Below are 25019 nucleotides of genomic sequence, written 5' to 3' on the forward strand. Positions count from 1 at the left end.
ATAAAGCTATTAAAAAAGCGCCTCAAAACTGAGGCGCTTCTCATTAATTAACAACCTTATTAAAACGCTGTAATTTTATCTCCCAATAAATCTTTCAATACAAAATCCAATTCTGCTCCTCTTATTTCGCTTGCTACTATTCTTCCTTTAGGGTCGAGCACAATGGAAAAAGGAACACCTTCCACTTTGTAGCGTTGTACAACCGGCCCTTTCCATCCTTTCAAATCACAAAGCTGTGGCCATTCCATTTGTTCTTCCTTCATAGCTTTATTCCAATCGGCTTTGCGTTCATCAATGGAGATACTAATGATATTGAAATCCTTTTGATCAACAGTTTTACTCAGTTCACGCAAATGAGGTATTTCAGCCCGGCAAGGCCCACACCAGGAAGCCCAGAATTCCAGCATATTATATTGCCCAGGCTTTACGAGGCTTGAAAGCTTTACCGTTTTGCCATCACGATCGGTAAGAGGAATATCGATATACTTTACTCCTTTTGCTATGAGCTTTGCTTTAGCTGCAGATTTTTTCAGTTCTTTCACAATGCTGGAGGCCGATAACTTTGCTGAAGGCAAAGCAACAATGGCATCAATTTCAGAAGTGGTCATACCAGACTGAGCACGACTTATTAACTCAAAAGCCAGGTAAGCTGATGCTATAGAAGAACGATTTGCTTTTATAAAAGCAAGCTTTTGTTCTTTCAATTCATTATCTACCTGATTCATTTCTTTTACCAGCTCTAAACCTCTTGCTGTGTTGAATTTACCATCAGCCGCAGGAATATGATATTCCTGCAGGTAAGCCTGATAAAGTTCCTTGTTTCTTGAGGTAAGATCATTGACCGAAGTTTTAAATTGTGTATATAGATCCTGATCTTTTGCACCAGTGATGCTAACATTATCCATGCTGCCACCAGTACCATAATAGTAACCAGGCAAGCTATCTAACAAACAGGTAAAACTCACCTGCTCGTCGCCCATGAAAAAGCGTACAGCTTTTTGATCTCTGGGTACTCCAGGGTTTTTATCGATGACCAACATTACTTGTCTGCTATACCCCCATGGTGCTTTACCATTCAATAAGAACCGCTCATCTTTTATGACAGCCGAATCTCTCATGATCGGTTTATTGCTCTCAAAGGTATCTGAAAGATATACTTTGGTACCATCTTTAGCTCCTGGGATATTTCCATGCAGGCTATATGGTTTTTGAGCAAATGCGCTGCCGGTCAGCAATGTGAATGTTAATAATATTAATGGTTGTTTTATCATTTTACGAAAGATTATTGTTGATTCAATGGCATGTCTTTGTTAAAGGCCTGTACCTGTAACGGAATCTGGAAGGTATACTGCAGGCTGTGAGGTTTTAGGGTGCCCATTATTGTTACACCATCAGCACCTAAGCGATTTACAGCTGGCATACGTCCTTCCTGATCCAATCGTTTCATATCTCCCCATCTCACACCTTTCATGGCCAGCTCTCTTCTTCTTTCACCCAGCACCTGATTAATTGCCTCTTCACCTGAATCAGCAGAAAGCGCTACAAAATCTGTAGGTTTGAAGCGATGTAAACGAATTTCATTTACTATGTCCATTGCGGATTCTGCATCTCCCATGCGAGCCAGGCATTCTGCTTTATTAAGCAGTATTTCTGCATAGGAAACAGCCCGGTTAGGGTTGTATTGCAGAAAGTTATTGTAAGTAAGTACACGTGTATCTCCGGTTGTATTACGTTTGGCAAACATGCGGATACGCAGATCCCTGGCTGTGTCATATTTACTAAGCAAATCGCTGGAATACCTTAAGCTTACATTATTGGAATATCTGACGTATACCTCTTCCGGGCTGATGGTAGTATTTGGAAGAGTAGAACCCAGATAGTTGTTATAATCCAGCAGGTAATACTGATTACTTTCAATTACTGAATCGGCATAGGCCATTGCATTTGGATAATCCTGCATATACAAATAGTAACGGGAGAGCATTCCGAAGGCGGCAGATTTATTAGCTCTTGTACCATTTGGGGTAGTAATCTCCAGATCAGGTAACGCTTTCTTCAGATCAGCAATCATTTGCTGAAGATTTTCTTCCAGTAATGGTCTTGCAGGTGTTGCTACACTGATATCTGTTGAAGTGATATACGGAACGCCATAGTTTTTGCCCGCGGTTGCTTTACTATACCCTGGTGCAAAGAAAGTAAGAAGATGATAGTAATTGTAAGTGCGCGCTACCAAAGCTTCGGCATACAATGTTTTTTTCTTCTGCAGTGTACCCGAAGTGGCTTCCATAACTCCTTCTGTTATTACATTCATGTTTGCTATAGTATTGTAATAATCAATCCAGATATCTGGTCTTTCAGGTGAAGCATTGATATACGGATGCCAGAAGTACAGATTGCCGGGGGCCGACATCTGATTTTGCGGATTATAAGTTATATCTGCTAAATCATCCGTTACCGTGAGTGGGCTTGTATTCCCGGTATTACTAATGGCATTGACACTATTCAACAATGCATCATAATCATTGATGTTACTAGCAATGATGATACCCTTTGGTTTTACATCCAGGTATTTACTACAGGAAGTTGTCAATAGCGATATAGATAGCAGGAATGGTAAATAATTCTTTCTCATACTGCTGATGTTAGAAGTTTAGATTCAATGAAATGGTGTAGGATGGCACGATTGGAAGACCTCTGCGGCCAGAAGTATAATCCAGCGTTTCAGGATCAATATCATTGCCACTGAATACATACTTGTAAGGATTCTGAACCTGGAATATGACTTTAGGTTTAGATAGACGAACTTTTTTTGCCAGCCTGTCATTCACTTCCCATGTAAGCGTTACATTCCGTAAGGCGAGAAAATCCATCTTCCTGAAATATTGTGCAGCATATTCATAGCCATAGCGGGTCACGAAATATCCTGGCTCTCCATAAGCAGCCGAAAATCCCGGCAGATCAGTATGCAGTTCATCACCTGGTGCTTTCCAATAATTCTGAATTCCATTTGTGGGTCTTTCACTATAAATTGAAGGAGGTGCCACTCTTGCAACGTTTCCACCATAATACATAATGAGAAAGTTCAGACTGAAATCATGATAGGCAAACTGGTTATTTAACCCTAAGGCATATTGGGGATCATTCACCCCCATAAAGCGCAGTGAGCTAAATGGTACATCCTGGCGTGGGGTAAAAGACAATACAACAGGCTTACCATCCGCACCAGCCACTGTAGGTTGACCATACTCATTAAGTCCGAGGTAATTATGTGCAAAAACCGCACTGATTGGGTACCCAACCTGATTTTCAGGATAAGCTACCCTTGTAAAGTCGTAGTATCCATTGAACAGATTCGTGACATTTAATACCTTGCTTTTATTAAATGATCCGGTTATCTGTGTCTGCCACCTGAATTTATTTGCAACAACATTTACAGTATTCAAACTAATATCAACTCCCTTATTCTCGATCGTTGCATTATTCATCAGCGCATTGTTAAATCCTTTAGTAGGATCGATCTGCAAACTGGAGAAAATATCCTGCCCCCGCTTCATGTAATAATCGATACTTCCATAGATTCGTCTGTCTACCACTGCAAAGTCGATACCTGCATTGTAATTGAGTGTTTTCTCCCAGCGAAGCTGATTATTTCTCAGGGTATTGATTGCATAACCAATGGTGGCATTAGGAATGTAGTTATTAAGACTTGTTCCCAGTATTGTGTAAGGTCCACTCCTTTTGATAATGTTACCATTGTACCCAACAGATAAGCGTACTTTCAACTCTTGCAGCCAGGTGGCATCGAGAAGGAATGATTCGTTTTGTGCATTCCAGCTAACGCCGGTCGACCATAATGGGGTGTATCTGAACTTAGGATCAGTTCCAAATAAATTAGACTGGTCAATACGCATACTACCAGTGATACTATAGCGATCGTTATAGGAATAAGCTCCGTTAGCATACCAGGAAACAAAGCGATCATCGTAGTAAAATTCATTAAAGAAGTCTGAAAATGCGGTGTAGTCATCAACGTAGCTATCCATCGGTGCCAATACATCCGAATAAGCAGGGAATACCATCCTGTTACCAATCAGAGTCAGATCAGCAGGTTTCATTGATAAGGTATTATTATCATATCCAAAAGCTGTATTTAATCTGCTGCTGGTAGTAAGTCTTCTTACTTCAGTACCTCCGAGCAGGGAAACATCATGCATCTTCCCAAACTGTTTATTATAGGTGAGTTGAGCTCTGGTAGTGTAGGTACTCGTTAGCAAATCTGTAGTTTTATTTACACCCCCCTGAGGGAAACGGAAGATGGGCTTACCTGTAAGCATATCTCTGTCGGCATAATAATTCAGCATAAGCCTTGTTTGCCTGGCGTTCTCAGACGCGAAATTGGTGATGGTGGTAAGCTCTCTTTCAAAAACGCTACCTACCTCCAGGTGTAAAGCAGGAGTAATTTTGGCTCTCAGATTGCCCTGTAATCGAAGCATATTGCTTTTGTTGGTGATTTTAGTTTCAAACATTTCCTGGTAAGGATAATAGTAAGAATCATATAACCCCATAGCCATATTGGCTGCATTTTGTTGCGGACTAAGCGTACCCCATTGACTTTCAAATCCAAAATAGGAATCATTAAAAGGAGATAAATAGGAAGCTACCGGATTGCCAGCATCATCTCTGAAGCGTTGATATGGTTTGAATGAATTGTAATCCGGAACCGGTACCCGCTCATCATTAGTATTGGCGTAGATGCTTTGCACATCGAGGGTAAATATTTTCATGAAATCATATGTACCCCGGTAGTTAATTGCCGTTTTACTGAAGTTTGAGAATTTGGCACTTCGTTGATTATCAACCCTGCTTACGCCAAGGAAATAATTATTCCCGGTAGTACCACCATTCACACTGAAATCGATAGTTCGTAAAAGCTGATCCTGCATGAACAGGCGTTTAAAGTCGGCGGTATTATCGTAGTTGCTATATTGTGCAAGTAATTTATCAGCTTCCTCCCGGGTAATACGCCCATAATACAAATCATCAGTAATACTGAATACAGGAGTATATGTACCATTAGTCATATCCAGATATTCTTTATCTGTTCCCTGGCTGATGTACTGATTCAGGGAATATGCACTTTCAAAATCTATATATTCTTTACCGCTTGCCAGATCCAGTTTTTTAAAGTCGGGCTTCGGGCGATAAGTGAAAGCAGCATTCAGATGAAACTGTGGTTTGGAATTTGTTCCTTTCCGGGTGTTGATAACAACCACACCATTAGATGCGCGTACACCATATATAGCCGCGGCGGCAGCGTCTTTCAGGACGGTGATTGTTTCAACATCATAGGGATTGATAGATTCAATATTTATTTCAGTTGGATAACCATTCAAAACAATTAAAGGCTTTTTGATAGCCTGAAAAGTGGAGACACCACGAATTGAAAACGGAGAAGTATTATTTGCATCGTATTCATTGCTGGTATTTGTTTTAAGGATCAGCCCTGCAATACGGCCTTCCAGGTTTTCAACTATATTCCCTGAGGGAGGAACACTTTGCAGGTACGATTTTCTGTCGAGAACCGAAAATGCACCTGTCAATTGCGTTTTTTTCAGCGTTTGGTAACCAGTGCTTACTTCCACCACATATTCTCCTAATTGAGCAACAACCGGATGCATTGTAGCATTGAGGATGGTTGATTCATCTGTTACTTTCAGCTGTACTGGTTTGAATCCAATAAATGTGACGAGAATTACATCACCTTTCATTGCATTGATTTGAAAACGACCCTGAGCATCAGCAGTTGCACCCCCACTTTTGCCAATAAATCCGATATGTGCACCTGGCAAAGGATTGCCGGCAGTATCTCTTACAATACCAGTTACTGTAATTGTTTCAGAAATTGTTGTATTGGCAGATGGATTGGCAGTTGCTGATTTACGGGTAACCGTAATAGTTTTACTTCTGATAAAAAAATCTAATTGCTGATCTTTTAATACCATTGTTATGAATTTCTCCAATGGCAGGTTAGTAGCAGCAACAGTAACAGGTTTCGCAGCGCGAATAATATCGTAATTCGAAACAATACTATATCCGGTTTGTGTTTCTACCTCTGTAAATACTTTCTCCAGCGGAGCATTTGTAACCTGCATAGAAACAGTTTGAGCACTAAGCACTGTAAAAAACAGCAATAGCGGCAAAAGAAGCAGGATCTTTTTAAACTTCATGGCAGCGGAATTTGGTTGATTTACATAAAATAAATTGCCTGAGGATGGGTGGCCTTACCATCCTCCTTTATTCAAATGACAGTCATTAAAAATTTATGGTATTACAATCAGTTTACTTCCATTATTTTCTATTCTAAAGTGTACATCAGATTTCTCTAAAATCAGCAGTACATCCTGCAATGGAAGATTTCTGTCCATTCGCCCCCAGAATATGATATCAGGAATTTTATCATCGTAACTTACTTCAATATTATACCACCTCGAAAGCTGTTGCATTACTGCTTTTATTGGCATTTTGTTAAAATCAAACAATCCGTTTTTCCAGGCCGTTGCCTGTGCAATTTCAGCATTGGTAACCAGTTCAATGCCCTCACGATCTTTAATAGTTTTGGCTGCCTGTCCTGGTTTCAGTTCTAAACGTTTGTTACCATCAGTAATTGCCACGGCACCACTTACCAGGGTAGTTTGTGTACTTACTTCATCTGTATAGGCATTCACGTTAAATGTAGTACCGAGTACCTCAATTGTTTGCCCGGTAGCCGTTTTAACTTTAAAAGGTTTATTTGGATTACTGGCTACTTCAAAATAGGCTTCTCCACTTAATTCTACGGTACGATTCATACCAAAAGAAAGTGGATAATGCAAACTGGAAACCGCATTCAGCCAAACTGTGGTGCCATCAGGTAAGATTACTTTAAACTGTCCGCCTCTCGGTGTTGTAAGGGTATTATATCCACTTAACGATTCGCGGCTTTGTGATTGATAAATTAATTGCCCCTGTTGTTGAACCAGTGTGGTATGCTGTTGCGCAATCTGCTGATTTCCAGCGCTATCCAAAATCACTTGCTGACCATTGGCTAAGGTCAGCACAGCTTTATTACCTCCTGGTTGTAAGTTTTCGATTTTAGCAACGGGAGTAGGTTGACTGTTTTTCCGAAATGGCAGGAAGGTCAGCATTCCCAATAGCATTGCAGCTGCTGCCCACCAGCCTAAGCGGAAAATGGTTGGTATTCTCTTTTCTGCCAATGGTTCTTTTTCAACAGCATAGATAGCCTGTAACATAGACTCCATTTCTATGTCGCTGAGGTCCTGCATTTCCTTGGGAGATTCCAGTAAAGCCGTAATCTGATGCTTTAACTGCTCTTCTCCCGGAGGCATCTGCATTATATTATAAAGCTCTTCCCGCTCTGCGGGAGTAGCGGTATTGGTCAGAATTTTATGAAATAATATCTCTGCTCTTGATGGCATAATAAATAAAAAAGTAGCAGTACAAGGATACTGTTACTTATATTGTCTGTTAATTAATAGGCTTTGGGGGGGATGAGTGAAAAAATTTTTTTAGCGGATGTTCAGGAGGAGTAGTAACGCGCCTAAAGGCAACTGTGCCAGGCAGTAGGCTCTAACCTTTTTAGAGGCTTCGTCGAGATTATATTTAACAGTTTCAGTAGAAACCCCCAACTTGGCTGCTGCTTCGCTTCTTTTAAGACCTTGGAGTTTTATTAAGCGATAAGTCTGTTGTTGCTTTTCCGGTAACCTGGAAATAGCTGTGTGGAGCAAATTAGAATATTCCTTTTCGAGCAGAGGATCGGCAGTATTGTAGCCGGCATCGAGACTTTCTTCCAGCTCACCAACTGGCAATACTTTTTCCTTTAAAGAACGCTTAAAAGCGCTATAAATGGTATTTCTTGATACTGCATTGAGCCAGGCCGGAAAATTATCAATTTCCGTTAAGGAACTACGTTGTAGCCATACTTTCAGGAATACATCCTGTAATACTTCCTCCGCCATCTGACGGTTGTGAAGTAACTGGAGAGCAGTTGTGTAAATGTTGGCTCTATATGCTTTCACCAAGGCAGAAAATGCCCGTTGATTTCCTTCAGCAACCAACTTAATAAGCATTTCTTCATTTACCGTCCGATTCTCCATGTGCCTAAAAGTAGTAAAATAAATCGTTTATTTTTTGTTGCCCATTATTTGATCCATATATGATTTATTATCCCAGAATAAGTATTCTTCAGTCATAACACCATCTTTCCAGATACCAAAAGTAGCCATCGGGATCCTGAACTTATTTCCGGTAGGCTGAATAAATTTTCCGTCTCCAATTGGCATTGGTTGGGTAAATGTGCCTTCCATCCAGCCGGTTACAGCGGTAACATCTCCACTTCCAATACGAATAGGGTGAACTTTTATCCGAGTATCGGGGGCATATACGAACATCGCATCCAGTGTTTTTATGTGTTGTTCCAATCCTTTTTCAGTATGCCCATCAGGAAAATGCACCAAAATATCTTCTGCATGACTTTCATGTAAACGTTTCCAATCACGGTTACTAAATACTGTAAAATCCAGTGTATCAAAAGTGATGAGGTTTTTGGCCACTTGTGCATCGATAGAGGGAGAGGAAGTATCCTGCCCGGTAGATTGACTCTTATTATTGCCAGGTTGCTGACATGCCATAATACTAATGAAGGTGATTAATAATGTTGCAGGAATTATTCTTTTCATATAAATGGAGTTATTTATGAATGAGTTTAACACCAGGATAGATTAATTTGTTGCAGGCGTACAAACACAAAAAATCCGTCTCTACTGAGTAGAGACGGATTTTAATATTTTATAACATAATTAGTTTCTAAATTTCTCCAGTATAAGTATCGGTGGTAAACAAATATTACTATTTAGCGATTTAAGGGTATCATTTGAGACTAGATATCTCGCACTTTTAAGTCCACAGGCATTTATAGAAATATCCGCAATTGTAAATATTATGGTATCATTCTGATTTTTCCATATTCCAAAGAATTCTGATTTCGATATTTTTTGATATCGGGAATCCTCTTTAATAAAGTTAAGATTAAATGTACCATGTTCTTTCAAATGTAAATCCCAATCTGTCTTTACAGTATATAGGAAATAACATACATTATCAGAAAATGAATAATACTTATCCTGGCTTACCAGACAAGATTTCATTAGAAAATACAAAAGCACAGCATTCATAAATATTAACGGTATAATAATTATTTAATTCACCCACTGGTAACTAATACAGGACCATTAGAGGTCATCCTTATTTATGTGATATTTCTTCAGATCTAATTTATAGTAATCGACATTAATAATACGAATGTGTGTAGGGCTAATAACTGTAAGCACGCACCCATTTAACTCTTTAGGATTGGGAATAGCTATCACTTTATCTTTTCCCTCAATGGAAAAAACATTCGATTCAAAATTATCGGCGGTCACAATTTCGCCATTCTCAATTATGGTTTTAGAGGTAATAGTAAAATAGAGTTCATCTTTATCTATCCTGTACTTTCCTTGTAGTTTTCGAATTACTATTAAATCCTGGTTCGGGTCGCTAGTATTAAATGTAAATCTACCATCTTCAGAAAAGCGGAAGTTTTGTCCTACTCCACTTCCTACTTCCTTTGAGCCTATCTGCCAAACCCCGGCCAATTGTTTATTTGTAAGATAAACAGGATTCGTTTGTTTTTGTTGGCCCAGCGCTGGCAACACTAATACTATACTTAAAAGAAATCCTATTAATTTTTTTATCATCTATTTAGCGTTTGAAAATCATAAAATGGAACAATCTGAAAAGATTGTTTTGGTTTAACATCCGGACTAAGAGTATGAAAGTTAACTGATGAAATCTTTTTAGCAAATACCCCATTTGTACCAGTTATTGGCAAATATCCGTTATGACGGCCTATATTTACTGTTTGTCCGAGATTTGTATTATCACCAACTGAAAATGTTCCTACGTGTCCATGCTTCCCTTCACCAGCATCATAGGAATACACAGATAAAGTACCTACCGCCGTATTATTTTGATTAGCTGATGCATTAAGCGCCCCAGCCATATCTGTGCTCAAAAGTAAAGGCGATTCCAAAAATTGGTTTGTCATCGAGTTGGCTGTTCCTGTCATACTAAGACCTTTAGAATTATCAGTTGCAGAGGCCACTGTTGATAGAATATTTTGGGTTGCAAAATTGCAATATGTGTCCTTATGAGGTACCAGATAAGGATTGGCAATATTAAGCTTTTGAGCTTCTTGAATTGCCGATGTTACATTCACTTTGTTTAATCCTCCTTGTCTTGTGTCAAAGCCAACAAATTTATATCTCACAAAATGTTTACTTCCACTTTGAACATACACTGCGTTGGAACCATCGTTAACATGCGAAACCAATAAACCATTATTGTCGTAAAAATCAGAAGGAGGAGCTGCAAATCTACCATCCGGGTCGATATTCCGTATTGGGTTATTCCAGCCATACTGATAAGGAGACCATTTTCTACCCGAATCTGCCAATGGATCTAAAATTTGCCATCTACCTATTTGCACATCATACATTCTCGCTCCATAATCATACCATTCCAATCCACTTCCATCCCCAAACTCCTTACTAAGTAATTCTTTTCCATTGTATTTTATTCTATTTTCTGAATAATTAGTTCCTTTCAACGCATTCGAACTAATCCCCGCCATTGATAATCCAAAAGGGTAATAATGCGTTTCTTCCAATACCGGCCCGGAAGCTTGCGTAATTAGCAAGTTATCAAAATAAACTTGCTGTGTACTTTCGTTACTGGTATAAACGTATAAAAATCCGCTTTTTTCAATTGGCATTTGATCCTGCGTTAATGTTTGAAGTTCATCAGGCGATGCCTTTACTTGTTTCACCCCACTATTTCCATTTACCATATTAAACTGATCGTCGAATAGTATGTAGTTTAAATATGCTTTGGGTCGATTTACCATTGGATTATCGGAGTTTTTCTCCTTTAGTTTGCGATAATCATTGTTATAAAAACCGGTATTAAAAGGGGTATTGTTGTCTCTTATGGAGCCAGTATGAGAAGTGGCAGCGCCACCACCTGAATTAAAGGTTTGTATAAGATCTGCTACTATACTCTCCACAGGATTTTCGTCTGATTTTTTATTTTGAGAACCATCGGATTTGTAAAATGCTTTACTTGAAATAGCAATGGTATCTCCAGCCATTACACGTAAAACAAGAGACGGTCCTATTTTCTTTTCTCCGGAAAGTGCTACCAGTTTTGCCACAGATGCATTTGATCCGGCACTGTTGTCTTCCGGATATCCTGCCGGTTTTGCTATACGGGTTTCATCAAGATTGCTAAATAAAGCACTTTCTGTAGAGGCTACCGGAGTTTCCATAGTAGCGGAATACATTGTTAAATCTGATTGCTCCGTTAATACCATTCTGGTATTATTCAGGTTGTCCAACACAAAATAATCATAGAAATATTGTACCGGCTGTCCTGTTTTAAAGGCTGTGCGTAAACGTCCTTCCTGATGACTAACAAATTGCAGGGAGTCGTTTTTATACACATATTCCCCTAAATAATCAGTCGTTGTAGTTGCGTTGGTAGTACCAGTTGTTTCGCTAACTATGCGTCTTAACCTATTGCCTTCAGCATCATATAAAAAGTTGATCGTACCCTTTCCTGCAACTGTTACCTGTACCGGTAAATTCAAATGGTTATAAGTAATGGAAGTAATACCTTTATTCAAATCTTGTAAAAGGTTTCCGTTAACATCGTAAGCATAATCCGCACCTGTGTTCGTACCATTTTTAAAATCCCCCAATTTGGTAGTAACCGTACTGGTATCATACACCGCAAGAAGTTTATTGCTACTTTCCTGGTAGGTATAGGCAAGACGATCTACAGGCACACTGGTATTTCCATCCACTCCGTACTGCGACATTCTAAATATATTGCCATTATCGTCATACCCATAATTTGCAGAAAAATTCATTTTATCGCTTGTCCAGGCCGCTCCGGTTGTATTTTGTTGAGTAAATGAAGCTTCTGTAAGCCTATTTATCTTATCATAATTATAACCATACGCCCTTACTAGAGGATCATTCCATCCTTTCCAGCGAATACCGGCAATATTGCCATTATAGGCATTGGTCTGGAAACCATAATCATAGTTAAATACCTGACCAAAATGACTGGTATCCTGATTTCCATTAACATAACCGCTATTTATACTTTTGATCCAGCTACGGATATTATACTCATATAATAAACGTTCTAATGCTTTACCATTTGTATTGATACCTAAACGTTTGGTTTTAAGTCTTCCTAGTTCATCATATTCCATTGTTACAATAGTTCGCTGAAGAGTGGAATCGTCATTATATCTTTTCCTTACAGCAATAAGATGGCCAAGTGAATCATAAACATTCATCGTCAATTGCGAAATTTTCGCAATACTGCTACTACGCTTATTAGTATGAACCTGGTAGGAACTTAGAATTTTCCCACTGAAGTCGTACTGGAATGTTAATACATCCTGCCCCCCGGATAAATTATCGTCTATATTCTGAACTCCACGACTGTCATCATTATAATAAAAAGTGGAAGTCAACCATTGATCAGTATCCAATATTCTTACTTTCTTACCTGTGAGCAACCCTCTTGTCATATTGGTAATTGAAAAGGGGATTTTATACAAATTACTACCAGCATTTAGTTTTGTTGTATCTGAATAACTGGGTGATTGTACACCCGTAAAATTGTAATTATCGTAAAATAAATAAGTTAGTGGTGTCAGATCTGCTGCAGGAATATCCGGTAAAGGATTATTGACAGCATTATTCATTTGAGTTTGTAATGATTCTCTTGATGCGCTGCTATTATAAAGTGCTGTCTGAACCGGTCTGTCGAGGTCATCATAAAAGGTGACTATCCACTTGTTCTTCAGTTTAAGATTACCATCGCGCGTAAACACCTGTCGGTCACGTTTGTCGTAAACCGTTTCCATCGATGTTTTACCTGGTAAATTCTTTGTTATTAACCGTTTACGATCGTCATAGGTATACTGGAAACACAATTCCGATAATACAGCTGCAACATTCCAACCTGGTTGTATTTTACTTATGGCTAAAGGAGGAATAACAAAGGTCAGATTACCCAGATTATCATATACATAGTAAGTATTTAACCAGCCATTATGTCCTGTGGCAGGGATTGCAGCAGATTGCACTTTTACAAGAATAAGCTGGCCTTCTTTATCAGCATACTTAACAGTAACATTACCAGCTTCGTCGATGAAAACTTCTTTGGTTAATTCACCAGCTGCATAAATGCCGGCCATAACTGGTAAATTATTTGAAATATTCCAGATAGCAACAGAATCGCTTGCTGTATTGACCTTATATTGCATTTCAACGGGTCTGTTACCACCTTCCTTAGCCCAGCTGTTACCTGGTGCAAAGGTTTTAGCTATCCTCTGAAGGGCTGAAGATTCATATAGGGTCTGACTATAAAATATCGATTCTCCTGCTGATCCAGGGCTAAATGTTGCATTTTTATAGAAGACATCCTGATCATTAAAAGGATCCCTCTTTATTGTTCCATCTTTGTTATTACCACTCAACTTTACATATGGCAAATATGTATAGCGCTCACGATTAAATGCATCATACAGTTGTGGTGTAACAATATCGTACCCTGAGGTGCTCCCTCTTTTATCTACTTTTTGAATACTACGCCCTAAACCATCAAAATACTGGATACTCTGTCTTACTTCCCCGGTAGTGCGACTGGCATTTGTGACAGTAGCAGGAGTTGTAACCGGCATTGCAGGTATCCAGGTACTGATAGAATTAAATGAATATTCAGTAAACCTGGAAGGAATATTTATGGGAGTAGCGGCAGGTTGTGCACCTGAAACCGGAATATTCTGAGCCTTAGCTATTGAGTTAAGCAGCAATATTCCTACTACTGAGAATGACTTGAGTTTATTATATAAAGAGGAGTTAAGCATTTTCTATTAATTTAGAATCCAATAGTTACCAGTTCTCAGCGAAAAACCTGTCCACCAATAGTCTCCTATCGCCGGATCATAACGTTGTACGCTTACCTGTGACATTAATACTTTAGAGCTTCCTGTTGCCGTTGCATTGTAATTGGTAATAACAGGGTCATAATCCCCACTACTCAAAGTTTGGGTGTAATTGACAGTGAGATTGGAAACTGATTTGGGAATGGTACCTGCATAATCAGAATAAAACCTTACGACAACATCTGCTTTAATATTATTGCTATTAGAACGATCGTAATTCTCCAGACTAATTCTGGCAAAGGTTGTATTAGCAGGATAACAAATACCAGTTGCATTGGCATATGCCTGACCATTATTATTTAGGTCTGTTTGTGCCATGTTATTTGCGTCTGCTTTACTGATTGTAGATGAGTATGTAGCACTTCCCACTCTATAGATAACGGAGGTACCAATTTCATTTGTTCCACAATTATTTCTGGTAAAGGACTTTTCCATAGCATCACTAACATAGCGGCAAAGTCCTACTCTGTTGGCATATACCTGTCCACTGTCGATCATTTCACGCATCGCTTGCTGATCAGCGTCGGCCTGGCTAATAGTAGAGGTATATTTATTTGCAGGTATAGTATATTTTATAGCAACAGGTGTTCCTCCTCCTCCACATACCTTATTAAATGGAGAATCTAATTTGTTGCTATAGTAACGCGTTTCATCATTACATAATGTGGGAGCAGTATTGGCATATTTATAGCAAAACTGCTTTAGAATATTTCTATTCTGATCCCGGATGATAGACAATCTCTGAAAATCGTCATACTCGTAATAAGTAAATTTATTGTTGTTGCTGCATTCACTGCTAACTCCCCCATGCCAAAAATAGGTTGCTGTGCTCATCATGGCATTATCGGGATACAAGCGTAGCTCATCCAGTTGCGTACCAGCGGCGGACGCACTTACTGTAACTGAAGTTGTAACAGATAATGTCCATGAATATAGGGTCCATCCATTCCGTGTAGTAAGAATCGTTGTATTGGTAGCAGAAGGTGTAATAACCACACTTCCATTATTCTTTACCCAGGCAGTGACCAGGTATTTTTTACTGCTGTTCAATCCGGTTTTGGTGAGGCCATTTGCAACCCCCACACTGTTCAATACTCCTACTCTGGTGCCACTCAGTGCGTCTGATTGTGTAACCGAAGTAACCCCGTTGGTATTTTGCCAGTTACCCAAATCTTTACCCGAACCAGAAAGCGGATAAACATATTCGAAGCTAGTGTAGGCAATATCTGAAAAATCGGCGTTCTTTACTTCCGCAACAGGATATAAGCCATTATAACCGTATATATATGCTGCGGAAAGGTCTCCTGTCTTTTTAATCCCATTCAGATTTCCATATTTATCATAATCAGAATAAGTTAGCACAACTGGTTGGCCACCTGCCTGATACAACTGGGTAACAGTTGCAGGAAATACCTGATTTGTATTAAACGAGGCATAATTAATTGTTTCATCAGAAATCTGTGCACCATTTCTTTGTACTGTTCTTTTTAAAACAGGTGAAATATTATTATCAGATATCAGCTTTTGTCGGGCAGTTTCCGCAGCTCCGGATTGCGAAACATCCAAGACATACTTTCTGCTTTCTACTGTAGTACCATTATTGTTTATATTGGATGTTATACCAGTTGGAAGTAAATGGTTACTTCCATCATAACTGAAGTTGGTTACTTTTTGCTGAGATGTTCCATCATCACTGTAAAGAGTTTCAGTAGTACGTGACAGCTTCTTTATACCTGCATCAACTAATACATCAAAATAATAGAAATCGAGATGCCCCGGGTGTAAATACCCACAAGGGTAACCTGGATCTCCCTGCACATGCTGGAACTTCTCATTAATGATTATTCCTGTATTAATAACTTCCTCCTTCTTTTTCACATATTCATTGGTGATTGATTTCACCTGTTTATAATTTGTACCATCATATTTATAAAAGATCGTTGAAGCAGGCATTCCTCTTGTCCATCCTCTATTAGCAATATATCCATCAGGATATCGTGTATTCTTATTATATGGTCTGTTAATGAACCTGGGATTATCAATATTATAAAGTCTGTCATCTTCAAATACAAATTGATAATCTGTTTTTTGTTTATTGCCTTGATTATCATCAAGTATTTCGGATACATGCGTATACATCAAAGGCGCACCATTGTGATTTGCCAATGGAATAATAGGATTCGAGTAATAATAGAGCCTATAAAGATGTGCCAGATCCAAAGGATCAACAATTGGGTTATCATTCCGAATACCCTGGTCGGTATATTGCATATAAGAGTATGATCCCCTATACAGATCTGTTAGAACAGTTCCAATATTATAAACATATTGCTTAACAATTGGAATTGCATCAGTATTTGCAACAGAAGTAATCTTATTAATTCTTAGCCCTCCAATTAGTTCTGTTTGTCCAGGAACCCTATTAGCTTCAAAATCGAATGCAGTATATCCACCAGTTGGATAATCGATTCTTACAAGGGAGCACGACTTCATGTAAGTTTCATTAGGAGCTCTGTTAGCGCTTCCGACCAGCCAGGGAAAAAGTTCAGGGGGGATAGTTGGAATAAGATGAGGGTTTGCTATCTGACCATTATAATACCCCCAATAGTCCTGTGCACAACCTTCGTTGGCAGGAGTAGTTGTGTGAGGCATCGGCGGCATTTTTTGCATATTATAGGTGAACCCATAATTGTTAATGTATCTGTTAGTTCCATCATACACCTTAACTCCCGACAGTTGTAACCGATAACTATATTTATCCACTATGTCATCAGAGACGAAATAATTATGAAGCAGCTCAAATTTCTGTAACTGTACTTCAATATTTTGCTCATTTGTTTTATTGATTGTTATGTTCGTAAGCCTGTCTGGTACAATATCTTTTCTATCTGCCGCATAATTAAATACAACGCTTCCTCCTCTATAGCTTATTTTTTTTATCAATTCATTTGAAGAATATAAAAGACTATAATACACAGGTTCTATACTTGGTATATCATTAACAAACTTTGTTGAAAACGATTTATTAACATAACTATAAGCATTGAAATGATAATATTCAAGGTTGATGGTATCTGTATTTGAGGTAGAAATGATCTGGGTTAACAACCATGAACTTGTGGATGGAATATCTGATCCGGAAGTAACCAATTGAGCGTTATTATCAAACAAATATCTAGTTCCATCGTTCCCTACAATTTCATATTTCACATTACTCGCATCAGGCTTCCTTATGATTTTATCATTTGAGTAACTGAGTAGATGCAATTGCTTGGAAACATCATAGGTAAATTGGCCCGATAACTTATTTCCTACGGAATAAAAATAATCATCTGCTCTCCCATCCCTAGTACTAAAGAACTTGGATCGAAGTTCTTCACAAACTGTACGAAATAAATAGGGATCGCTTACAGTCGTTATAGGAAAGTTGTCTATTTGAGCAGTTGTCAGATGAGTTGCATCAGATAATAAAAATGATTTTTCATCTGCAAGTCCATTTATTACTCTTGATAACATTCCACCAGCATTCAGAGACCAACCCAATCCAACACTGGAAGCAATTTCATTTACTTTAATCCCTGAAGCATGATAGCTTAAAGAAATAGGTAAATTTAATGCTCCAGCCCTTACTTCATATAGAGGGATTTCAATTTTAGGAATACCAGTAGATTGATCTACCGGATAATCACTATACTTCAGAAATGCCTGTGCATCAGGCGAAGGAGGTAATACTCGCTGATTAATGTTGAGATTTGTCTGGGCAACAGCTCTTACTGATACTAATAAAATAAATGACAAGTAAAAGCACCTCCAGAAATTGGCAGATAACAAATTCATAAAAGGTTAAGGATAAATAATTAAGGTTAAGCTACAGATAAACTCTATCGGGTTTTCACAAAGCAAGGGCTCACAATTACAATGTATCTATACAACTTATTATCGCAAACTAAAATATGTCCTTATTTTAAATTCAAATATTAATTCTACCTCCAACTAATCATGTAAATAATAAGATAACATTAATGTAATCTGGGTTATTATTCAATTTATTTATTTCACTGAATTTCAGACTATAGAAAAAATTTATGTAGATATCTCTCACTGAGATATCTACATAAATTTTACAACGAAATTCCTCCATCACAACGTATAACCGTTCCCGTCATATACGTATTTCCAATTAAAAACAGAATAGCATCTGCTACTTCTTCCGGCCGGCCCACGCGCCCCATCGGTATTTGTGAGGCATATTGCTGAAAGGCGGCAGCTTTATCTGCAGGAGAAAGGAAATCCCACCAGGAAGTATCAATTACTCCCGGAGAAACAGCATTAATCCTTACAGGCTGTAATTCTTTCGCAATAGAAGGAATCATCAGTTCCAGCGAGCCATTTATAGCAGCTAGTCCGGACACTCCGGGAGCCTTCATTGCAGCCGAAGCAGCGGTAATAAGTGTAGCGCTACCGCTTTTATTGATATAAGGAATAGCAGCCTGCAAGGTGTTTAACAATGGCCAGAATTTACCTTCAAAACCAGTTCTCAAATCCTGTAAGGGAAGGCTGGAAAACTCACCGGCACCTTTCCCTCCGCTTAATGTTAAAACAAGGTGATCGAAAGGTCCTACACCGGCAAAGAATTGATCTAAATCATTGCGGTTATTGCTATCCAGTACCACTGTTGTGATTCCGGGGATAGCGGATTTTGCTTGCTGAAGTTTTTCGGCTGATCGTCCGGTGATTATTACCTGAGCTCCTGCATCGTGAAGAAGGTGGGCGGTAGCAAGACCAATACCCGTAGAACCACCTGCTATTACTACTTTCTTGTTTTCAAATTTTCCTGGCATATAGTTTAATTTTATACCAGCAAAGTTGAGATGAAAATGACCGGGGATTATTAACCTATTGATGCAAACTATTAACTCATTTATGCATTTTTGCGAAAAACCTGGGGAGTCTGACCCGTTTGTTCTTTAAAGAAGCGGGAAAAGCCAGCCGGATCACTAAACTCTAACTGAAAGCTGATATTAGCGATAGTATCATCCGTATATCTAAGTAAGGCCTTAGCTTCCTGTGTAAGCATACTACTAATGGCTTCAGAAGCAGTATGACCTGTGACATCCTTTATCGTTCTGTTGAGATGGTTGGGAGTTATGCCCAACATGGCTGCATAGGCTGCAACTTTTCTTTCTTTAAGAAAATGTTTACTTACCAATTTATGAAACCTGGAAATGAGGTAACTGCTACGATTGTCTGATTCTACCAAATGTAAACCTTGTTCTATATACCCTCTTTTTATTTCTAACAACAGTAAATAAAAATACACTCTGACTGCTTTATCTCTTTCGGGTTGTAATTGTTGCAGTTCCTGATTGATCTTATCTACAAAATCTGCTACCCTGGTTATTTGTGGAGCTGTTAATTGAATGAACAACTGCCCATCTGCACTAAAGAAGGGAAACTCCTGTTGAAATTTATCAGGCGGTAGAAAGTCTTCCAGAAATGCAGCTTCAAATAGTGCATAATACCCAAAGGTTCCCGGGCGGATATTACACTTGCTGAATACCTGGCCCGGATAGGTAAAACTTATTGTTCCGGGTTGATGAGTAAATTTTTCCAGACCCAACTGAACATCCACACTTCCGCTAAGCGTAATACTCATACGATAAAAATCAGATTTCAAGGGGCCTACGGCCGATACGAGTCCTTGACTGCTGTATATTTCAAAGCCTTTTATCTTTTTGTCAGCAGAAAGATTATTGTATCCAAATGAAGAATTGTCGTTCCCATTCCGGTGAAGATGGCGAAAATCGCCCAGTGAATATTGAGGTATCTTATTCCGGGTTAGCGTTTGTCTCGGCATTTTGAGAGTAATCTGTTATATAAAGATAACTAATAAATGTTCCAATTAAAAAATCCCGGTCATCAACATGACCGGGATACATATATTTAAATAACTATTACGGATAGCTGAACTAAAATCTACGTTAGTTATCTCCTAAAACTTCTGCCAGTTTCTTATTCAGTTCTTCTCCGCGAAGGTTCGTAGCAATAATTTTCTTATCGGCATCCAGCAGGAAGTTTGCCGGTACGGCTCTGATACCGTATAAACGGCCAACCTCGTTATTCCATCCTTTCAGATCGGAAACATGAACCCATGGCAGCTTATCATGCTCGATAGCATCTAACCATTTATCTTTATTATCATCGAGCGAGATGGCAATGATTTCAAAACCCTTGTCTTTATACTGTTTGTACTGCTCTCTGAGATTTGGATTTTCGGCGCGACAAGGGCCACACCAGCTTGCCCAGAACTCAACCAGTAAAGCTTTCCCTTTCATATCTGCTAATTTCACAGGTTGGCCATTAACATCATTCTGTACAAAGGTTGGGGCGGTGGCACCGGTATGAATTGTTTTGGCAGCAGTGATCCGTTGTTCCATTTCTTTCCCTATATCGGATGTTCTGAGTGCTTTGCTCATAGCATTAAATATTGGTTCTATTTTTGGCACATCTACTTTACTTCCTGCGGCCTCAGATAATGCCACCATTCCAAACCAGCCATTTGGATGTTTTTTAGCATAGATCAATTGCTTCTCATTACGGGTTTTCATTGCCAGTCTGTAGTTGCGATCTATTACGTTTACAAAGGCAGTATCCTTTTGCTGCTCGGGAGTGAGACTCGAAAAAGCAGCATTCGCATTTTTATTCAAGTCCATAATTGTTCCTCCGATAGCTTTATTATAGGCCTGATATTCGTTATAAACTTTTGAGCCTGTAAAACTTGCATTAGCCAGGGAATCTTTGGAAGTAATAGTTATCTGTTCCTTGCCAAAATAAAAATAGATTACATCCCCTGTATATACGGCCTTTTGCTTACCGCCACCATCGTGAGAAAGCGCCATTCTTGCATAGGTATATCCTGCACTGTTTCCTTTAAACTGGAAACTGCCATTAACTACATCAACAGAATCTTCTTTTCCTTTGCCATTATCCATAAAATCGACATACACTCTGGCAGGGCTATTCAATTTCCCTATTTTACCATTAATGGTAAAGTTATTTGTTTGGGCAAGCAGCGAGACCGGTGCGAGTATACAGGCCAGTGCTATTATTTTCTTCATAATTGGTTTGATTTTTTACGCTCTTTACTTTCTTGTAACAATATCTATAGGTGATCCTGGTATTCCATTTATTTTACTAACAATATTTCCATTCTTACCAACGCTGACATCCAGTGTAACTACACTTCCTTCAATACCTGCAAGTAATGCTGTATTAGTATCATTAAGTTTAATCATTGATACTTTCTTTCCACCAAAATCGGCATCCAGCTGGCGAAGGTCTTCGTTTACAGGATTGTAACGATAAATCTTATCATTAGCGGTAAAATAGAAAATATCGACAGTCGATTTTTCCCATCTGGTATCTGCCTGAATGAGAGATGCTCCTTTAAAAATCCGTTGTTTAACAGGCTTTATAGTACGTAAATCATAATTATTCATATCTATGATAAACGTATATTCATAAATATTACCATCGGTAGATTTATAAAACGCATAGCTGGTAGATGGAACTGCCTGCATAAATAATAACTCGCCTGTACCCAGGTTCTTTGGGTTAAATATTTCAGCCGCTGTTACATTGTAATCGCTTCCCATATAACCACCGCCTCCGTTGAAGGTTACAAAGCCATGCGATAGTTTATCGAATGCAAAGTAGTAGGAAGGAGTACGTGTGTAGTACGAAGAGAGTTGATAATTTCCGGCAACCACACTGCTAAACTTCCCAAAATCCGGAGCAAACGGCGCTGTAGTAGTAACGCTGATGTATAGCTTGCCATTAAAGATTCCTGTAGGAATTCCCATGGCACCATCACACTTCTCAGTTACTAAAGGATCCGGCGTTTTGAAGAACTGCTTATCAAAATAAATCTTACGTAACATAGTGCTACCATCAAGAATTACACTTGGCTTGGCAGGATCTTTACAGATTACCCAATAATCTTCAACAGAACCTTGTTGATATGCCAAAGGTTTAGCAAATAACTGTACCGGATTAGCCGGAAGGTCTTCATTATGTAATGCATAGTATAGATTTGGGATTACCGAACTATCCGGGCGTATGAAAGAAAGCTTTGTAATACCGTTATCTATACTTAATACTGTTTGTCCAACAGAAAACTGAGTACCTCCTTTAATAAAAAATTTATAGAAGTACTTCATACCATTGCGATTATCCGTTACCGTTAATTTAGCAGTACGGGTCATTGGTTTAAGATTATACACAATTCTGAGTGGATATCCGGTATATTGCACTGTACGGGCTTCTTCAGCTACAATGATTTCCCAGTTGAAGGTCAGATCCTTAATTGCATCCCCACCTTCAAGAGATATTTCAGGTTTAATGATCAGCGAATCACCAACAAATGCATTAACAGTACTATCGGCCAGCCCTGTAATTTTCGGAACTGTTGGTACGTTATAGTTATAATTTCCCAGGTCTTTCTTACAGGCATACAACAACATTATTGCAGCAGCCAATATATTAAAGAGTTTATTTTTCATATTGATTACGGATTAATATATGATCTGATCACCATTTTCATCGATGAATAGATATCTATTCGCAGATGGGAAATATTTTAGATAGAATTTTTTGGTTGGTGATGCCAGATTAAATAAATCATAGTCGCCCGTTCCATCTGTCCGTTTTTCAAGCGTGTAACCAGATTTAGAATTCTCTTCTACCCAGTTAAACGGATAATTCAACAGATATGACGCGTTAGAGATAAAATACAACGCTCTCGGAATTTCCATATAGGCATCTGGGTATGAGCCAGGGATTACCAGGTCTGTGGTTCCTGAGGCTATCAAAAATAGCTGGTGTTTGACACGGCTATATTTGCCCAACTGCCCCCAGTAAGGCCACCATGCGGGTTGTTCGAGCCGGTTCGAAAACAATATTTCCTTAGAACGGATATCAGTTGGCAATAATGAACCGAAATCGTCTCCTCCTTCTACTCTTACTGTTAGCTTTACTGATTTATTGGCTAATTCAGCATCCGTATTCAAAAGAATAATTGGAACCTTCACGGTTCCTGAATCAGCAGGCAATGTATACGACGATTTCAACGCCTGATAATGTTGGTCTTTAACCGCTGTGGTACTTGTGTCTACTGCAATTACGGTAAATTGGCGGTCGAAACTGACCCGCTTACCAGAGATTATTATTGGCAGCCAGATAGTATCTTTTTCCAGTTCGGGATGATACGCAAACGAGTATACAAGACTGTCGGTATTTTTATAGTTTAGGTAGATATTATCTTTATCAACAGCATAGGAAGAAATATCTTCTTTCTTACAGCTGTATAACAATCCTACTATGCTTAATAAAATGAAAATCTTTTTCATGGCATTACTTTAATTGTTTCTGTACGCATTTTCATCATCAGGAATCGGCAGCACAAAAATGCTGTTGGAGGCAGGTTTAATATTAGTAACACTAATTCGCACACCGTGATGCAGGCGCTTGTACATAAAAAACAACTGACTCTCGCCATAGAACTCTTTCCTGGCTTCCCCTAACAGTAGTTCTATAAAGTCATCTTTGCTGATACCTTCAGAAACAGTGTCGCCAATTCCGCGTTTTGCACGTATTGTATTAAAATAGTTTACGGCCACTTTGGGATCAGTATCCCAACTAGCTTCTGCTGCGATATAATACATTTCACTTAAGCGGATAGCCGGAGCCATTAGCGGGTGCCGGTTGGTTAACGGACTGGCATTCTTGTAATATTTCTGTAACACTGCCCTGTCTTGCCCTCCGGTTGTTGCAGCGGTATTGAGGAACCATTGTTTCAGGCGCCAATCATCCGCTCCGCTTTTTCCGATCTCATAAATATCACCTATCTGGGAAACAGTAGCGCTGTACTGGGGATTCTGATTGGTAAACCGGCCCTGTAAGGTTGAATAGATATCAGTGTTATCTACATACCAACCTGCAACCAATTCAGGATACATAATCCTGTCACGTAACAATGGATCTGTTTTAAAGAAATCGTCCTGCTTCACAAAAGGAAACTTATCAGCCTTGATTACTTCTTCTGCATTTAACTTCGCATTTGTATAATCTTTTTTGCCAAGGTATACACGGGCCAGTTCACCACATACTGCATAGTAATTGAGACGATGGCGACGATTCTGCATAAACAGATCAGTGGCATCAGCTTCTGTGATACCTTTTTCACCCGGATAACCTACTACATAACTTTTGCTGATGATAGGATCGGCTTTAAGCAATTCCTTTGCGTTATTAAGATCGCGAAGGATACTGTCTGTTACTGCGCCTACAGTATAAAACGGAGTAGAAATGGTACCGGTTCTGGTAACGTAAGGAATTGCTTTCTGAGAAGCGCCGCTCACAAAGGAAGGTGCAAACATTCTGAGCAAATCGTAGTGCAGATAGGCACGTAGCGCCAATGCCTCACCTTTAATCAGATCGTGGTACCCGGCACTAAACATTCCAGGGTCTTTATCGATATACTGTAGTATATAATTACAATTTGAAATGGCCGAAAATGATGCTCCCCACACCTCATTGCACATATATCTCAGACTGTTATTACGAAAATCGAAATTGGCTATGGCCTGGTATGTTACATCATTGAATTGGTAATTCTGTGCCAATACATCCAGCATATTAAATGTCAGATTTCCACCGTAGAGAGACCCATAGGTGCATCTGGTGTATATTCCGTTAAGTGCCTCTTTAAATCCCCGTTCGGAGGAGAACAGCTCATCTATATCCACCTGTGTTTCCGGTTTTACATCCAGAAACTTCTTACAGGAAGTTACAAGGAGAGTAAATATTATGATGTAAAAAATTCTCTTCATGGTTGTAT

General features: G+C 38.9%; 15 protein-coding genes. All 15 read right to left on the minus strand.

Annotated elements, in window-relative coordinates:
• Positions 1–59: 59 nt before the first annotated feature.
• The gene (locus DVR12_RS19020) at positions 60–1271 is read right to left on the minus strand and encodes a TlpA disulfide reductase family protein (RefSeq protein WP_116977373.1); all 1212 of its coding nucleotides are present in this window, start codon (positions 1269–1271) and stop codon (positions 60–62) included.
• A gap of 11 nt (positions 1272–1282) precedes the next feature.
• Entirely contained in the window at positions 1283–2632 is a 1350-nt protein-coding gene (locus DVR12_RS19025; protein ID WP_116977374.1) for a RagB/SusD family nutrient uptake outer membrane protein, read from the minus strand.
• A 10-nt stretch (positions 2633–2642) separates the two neighbouring features.
• Positions 2643–6227 carry a SusC/RagA family TonB-linked outer membrane protein gene (locus DVR12_RS19030; protein ID WP_116977375.1) on the minus strand — a complete coding sequence of 1195 codons (3585 nt, stop codon included), beginning with the start codon at positions 6225–6227 and terminating at the stop codon, positions 2643–2645.
• A 93-nt stretch (positions 6228–6320) separates the two neighbouring features.
• Complete coding sequence (locus tag DVR12_RS19035; RefSeq protein ID WP_116977376.1) at positions 6321–7475, minus strand: FecR family protein; 1155 nt, start codon at positions 7473–7475, stop codon at positions 6321–6323.
• A 90-nt stretch (positions 7476–7565) separates the two neighbouring features.
• Entirely contained in the window at positions 7566–8153 is a 588-nt protein-coding gene (locus DVR12_RS19040; protein ID WP_116977377.1) for an RNA polymerase sigma factor, read from the minus strand.
• Between the two features lie 27 nt (positions 8154–8180).
• Positions 8181–8735, minus strand: a complete 555-nt coding sequence (locus DVR12_RS19045; RefSeq protein ID WP_199417146.1) for an ester cyclase — start codon at positions 8733–8735, stop codon at positions 8181–8183.
• Between the two features lie 552 nt (positions 8736–9287).
• Positions 9288–9794 carry a hypothetical protein gene (locus DVR12_RS19055; protein WP_116977379.1) on the minus strand — a complete coding sequence of 169 codons (507 nt, stop codon included), beginning with the start codon at positions 9792–9794 and terminating at the stop codon, positions 9288–9290.
• Positions 9791–14044, minus strand: a complete 4254-nt coding sequence (locus tag DVR12_RS19060; RefSeq protein WP_199417147.1) for a DUF6443 domain-containing protein — start codon at positions 14042–14044, stop codon at positions 9791–9793. The genes DVR12_RS19055 and DVR12_RS19060 overlap by 4 nt, the downstream gene beginning before the upstream one ends.
• 6 nt (positions 14045–14050) lie before the next feature.
• Positions 14051–17959, minus strand: a complete 3909-nt coding sequence (locus DVR12_RS19065) for a DUF5977 domain-containing protein (protein ID WP_116977380.1) — start codon at positions 17957–17959, stop codon at positions 14051–14053.
• A 284-nt stretch (positions 17960–18243) separates the two neighbouring features.
• A complete protein-coding gene (locus DVR12_RS19070; protein WP_116977381.1) occupies positions 18244–18963 on the minus strand; it encodes an SDR family oxidoreductase in 720 nt (239 codons plus the stop codon).
• 80 nt (positions 18964–19043) lie between these two features.
• Positions 19044–19979, minus strand: coding sequence for a helix-turn-helix domain-containing protein (locus DVR12_RS19075; RefSeq protein ID WP_116977382.1), 936 nt, complete (start codon positions 19977–19979; stop codon positions 19044–19046).
• 124 nt (positions 19980–20103) lie between these two features.
• A complete protein-coding gene (locus DVR12_RS19080) occupies positions 20104–21240 on the minus strand; it encodes a TlpA disulfide reductase family protein (protein WP_116977383.1) in 1137 nt (378 codons plus the stop codon).
• Between the two features lie 24 nt (positions 21241–21264).
• Positions 21265–22683 (minus strand): PKD-like family lipoprotein, encoded by a 1419-nt coding sequence (locus DVR12_RS19085; protein ID WP_116977384.1) that lies wholly within the window; start codon positions 22681–22683, stop codon positions 21265–21267.
• Positions 22684–22695: 12 nt separating this feature from the next.
• Entirely contained in the window at positions 22696–23529 is an 834-nt protein-coding gene (locus DVR12_RS19090) for a DUF4843 domain-containing protein (RefSeq protein WP_116977385.1), read from the minus strand.
• Between the two features lie 9 nt (positions 23530–23538).
• A complete protein-coding gene (locus tag DVR12_RS19095; protein ID WP_116977386.1) occupies positions 23539–25011 on the minus strand; it encodes a RagB/SusD family nutrient uptake outer membrane protein in 1473 nt (490 codons plus the stop codon).
• Positions 25012–25019: the final 8 nt, after the last annotated feature.

The organism is Chitinophaga silvatica, assembly GCF_003419895.1.
Lineage (GTDB): Bacteria > Bacteroidota > Bacteroidia > Chitinophagales > Chitinophagaceae > Chitinophaga > Chitinophaga silvatica.

Excerpts from the sequence above, each read along its gene's own strand:
- DVR12_RS19070 (WP_116977381.1), bottom strand. The coding sequence starts at position 18,963 with ATGCCAGGAAAATTTGAAAACAAGAAAGTAGTAATAGCAGGTGGTTCT.
- DVR12_RS19065 (WP_116977380.1), bottom strand. The coding sequence starts at position 17,959 with ATGAATTTGTTATCTGCCAATTTCTGGAGGTGCTTTTACTTGTCATTT.
- DVR12_RS19030 (WP_116977375.1), bottom strand. The coding sequence starts at position 6,227 with ATGAAGTTTAAAAAGATCCTGCTTCTTTTGCCGCTATTGCTGTTTTTT.
- DVR12_RS19055 (WP_116977379.1), bottom strand. The coding sequence starts at position 9,794 with ATGATAAAAAAATTAATAGGATTTCTTTTAAGTATAGTATTAGTGTTG.
- DVR12_RS19035 (WP_116977376.1), bottom strand. The coding sequence starts at position 7,475 with ATGCCATCAAGAGCAGAGATATTATTTCATAAAATTCTGACCAATACC.
- DVR12_RS19060 (WP_199417147.1), bottom strand. The coding sequence starts at position 14,044 with ATGCTTAACTCCTCTTTATATAATAAACTCAAGTCATTCTCAGTAGTA.
- DVR12_RS19090 (WP_116977385.1), bottom strand. The coding sequence starts at position 23,529 with ATGAAAAAGATTTTCATTTTATTAAGCATAGTAGGATTGTTATACAGC.
- DVR12_RS19025 (WP_116977374.1), bottom strand. The coding sequence starts at position 2,632 with ATGAGAAAGAATTATTTACCATTCCTGCTATCTATATCGCTATTGACA.
- DVR12_RS19075 (WP_116977382.1), bottom strand. The coding sequence starts at position 19,979 with ATGCCGAGACAAACGCTAACCCGGAATAAGATACCTCAATATTCACTG.
- DVR12_RS19080 (WP_116977383.1), bottom strand. The coding sequence starts at position 21,240 with ATGAAGAAAATAATAGCACTGGCCTGTATACTCGCACCGGTCTCGCTG.
- DVR12_RS19040 (WP_116977377.1), bottom strand. The coding sequence starts at position 8,153 with ATGGAGAATCGGACGGTAAATGAAGAAATGCTTATTAAGTTGGTTGCT.
- DVR12_RS19020 (WP_116977373.1), bottom strand. The coding sequence starts at position 1,271 with ATGATAAAACAACCATTAATATTATTAACATTCACATTGCTGACCGGC.
- DVR12_RS19045 (WP_199417146.1), bottom strand. The coding sequence starts at position 8,735 with ATGAAAAGAATAATTCCTGCAACATTATTAATCACCTTCATTAGTATT.
- DVR12_RS19085 (WP_116977384.1), bottom strand. The coding sequence starts at position 22,683 with ATGAAAAATAAACTCTTTAATATATTGGCTGCTGCAATAATGTTGTTG.
- DVR12_RS19095 (WP_116977386.1), bottom strand. The coding sequence starts at position 25,011 with ATGAAGAGAATTTTTTACATCATAATATTTACTCTCCTTGTAACTTCC.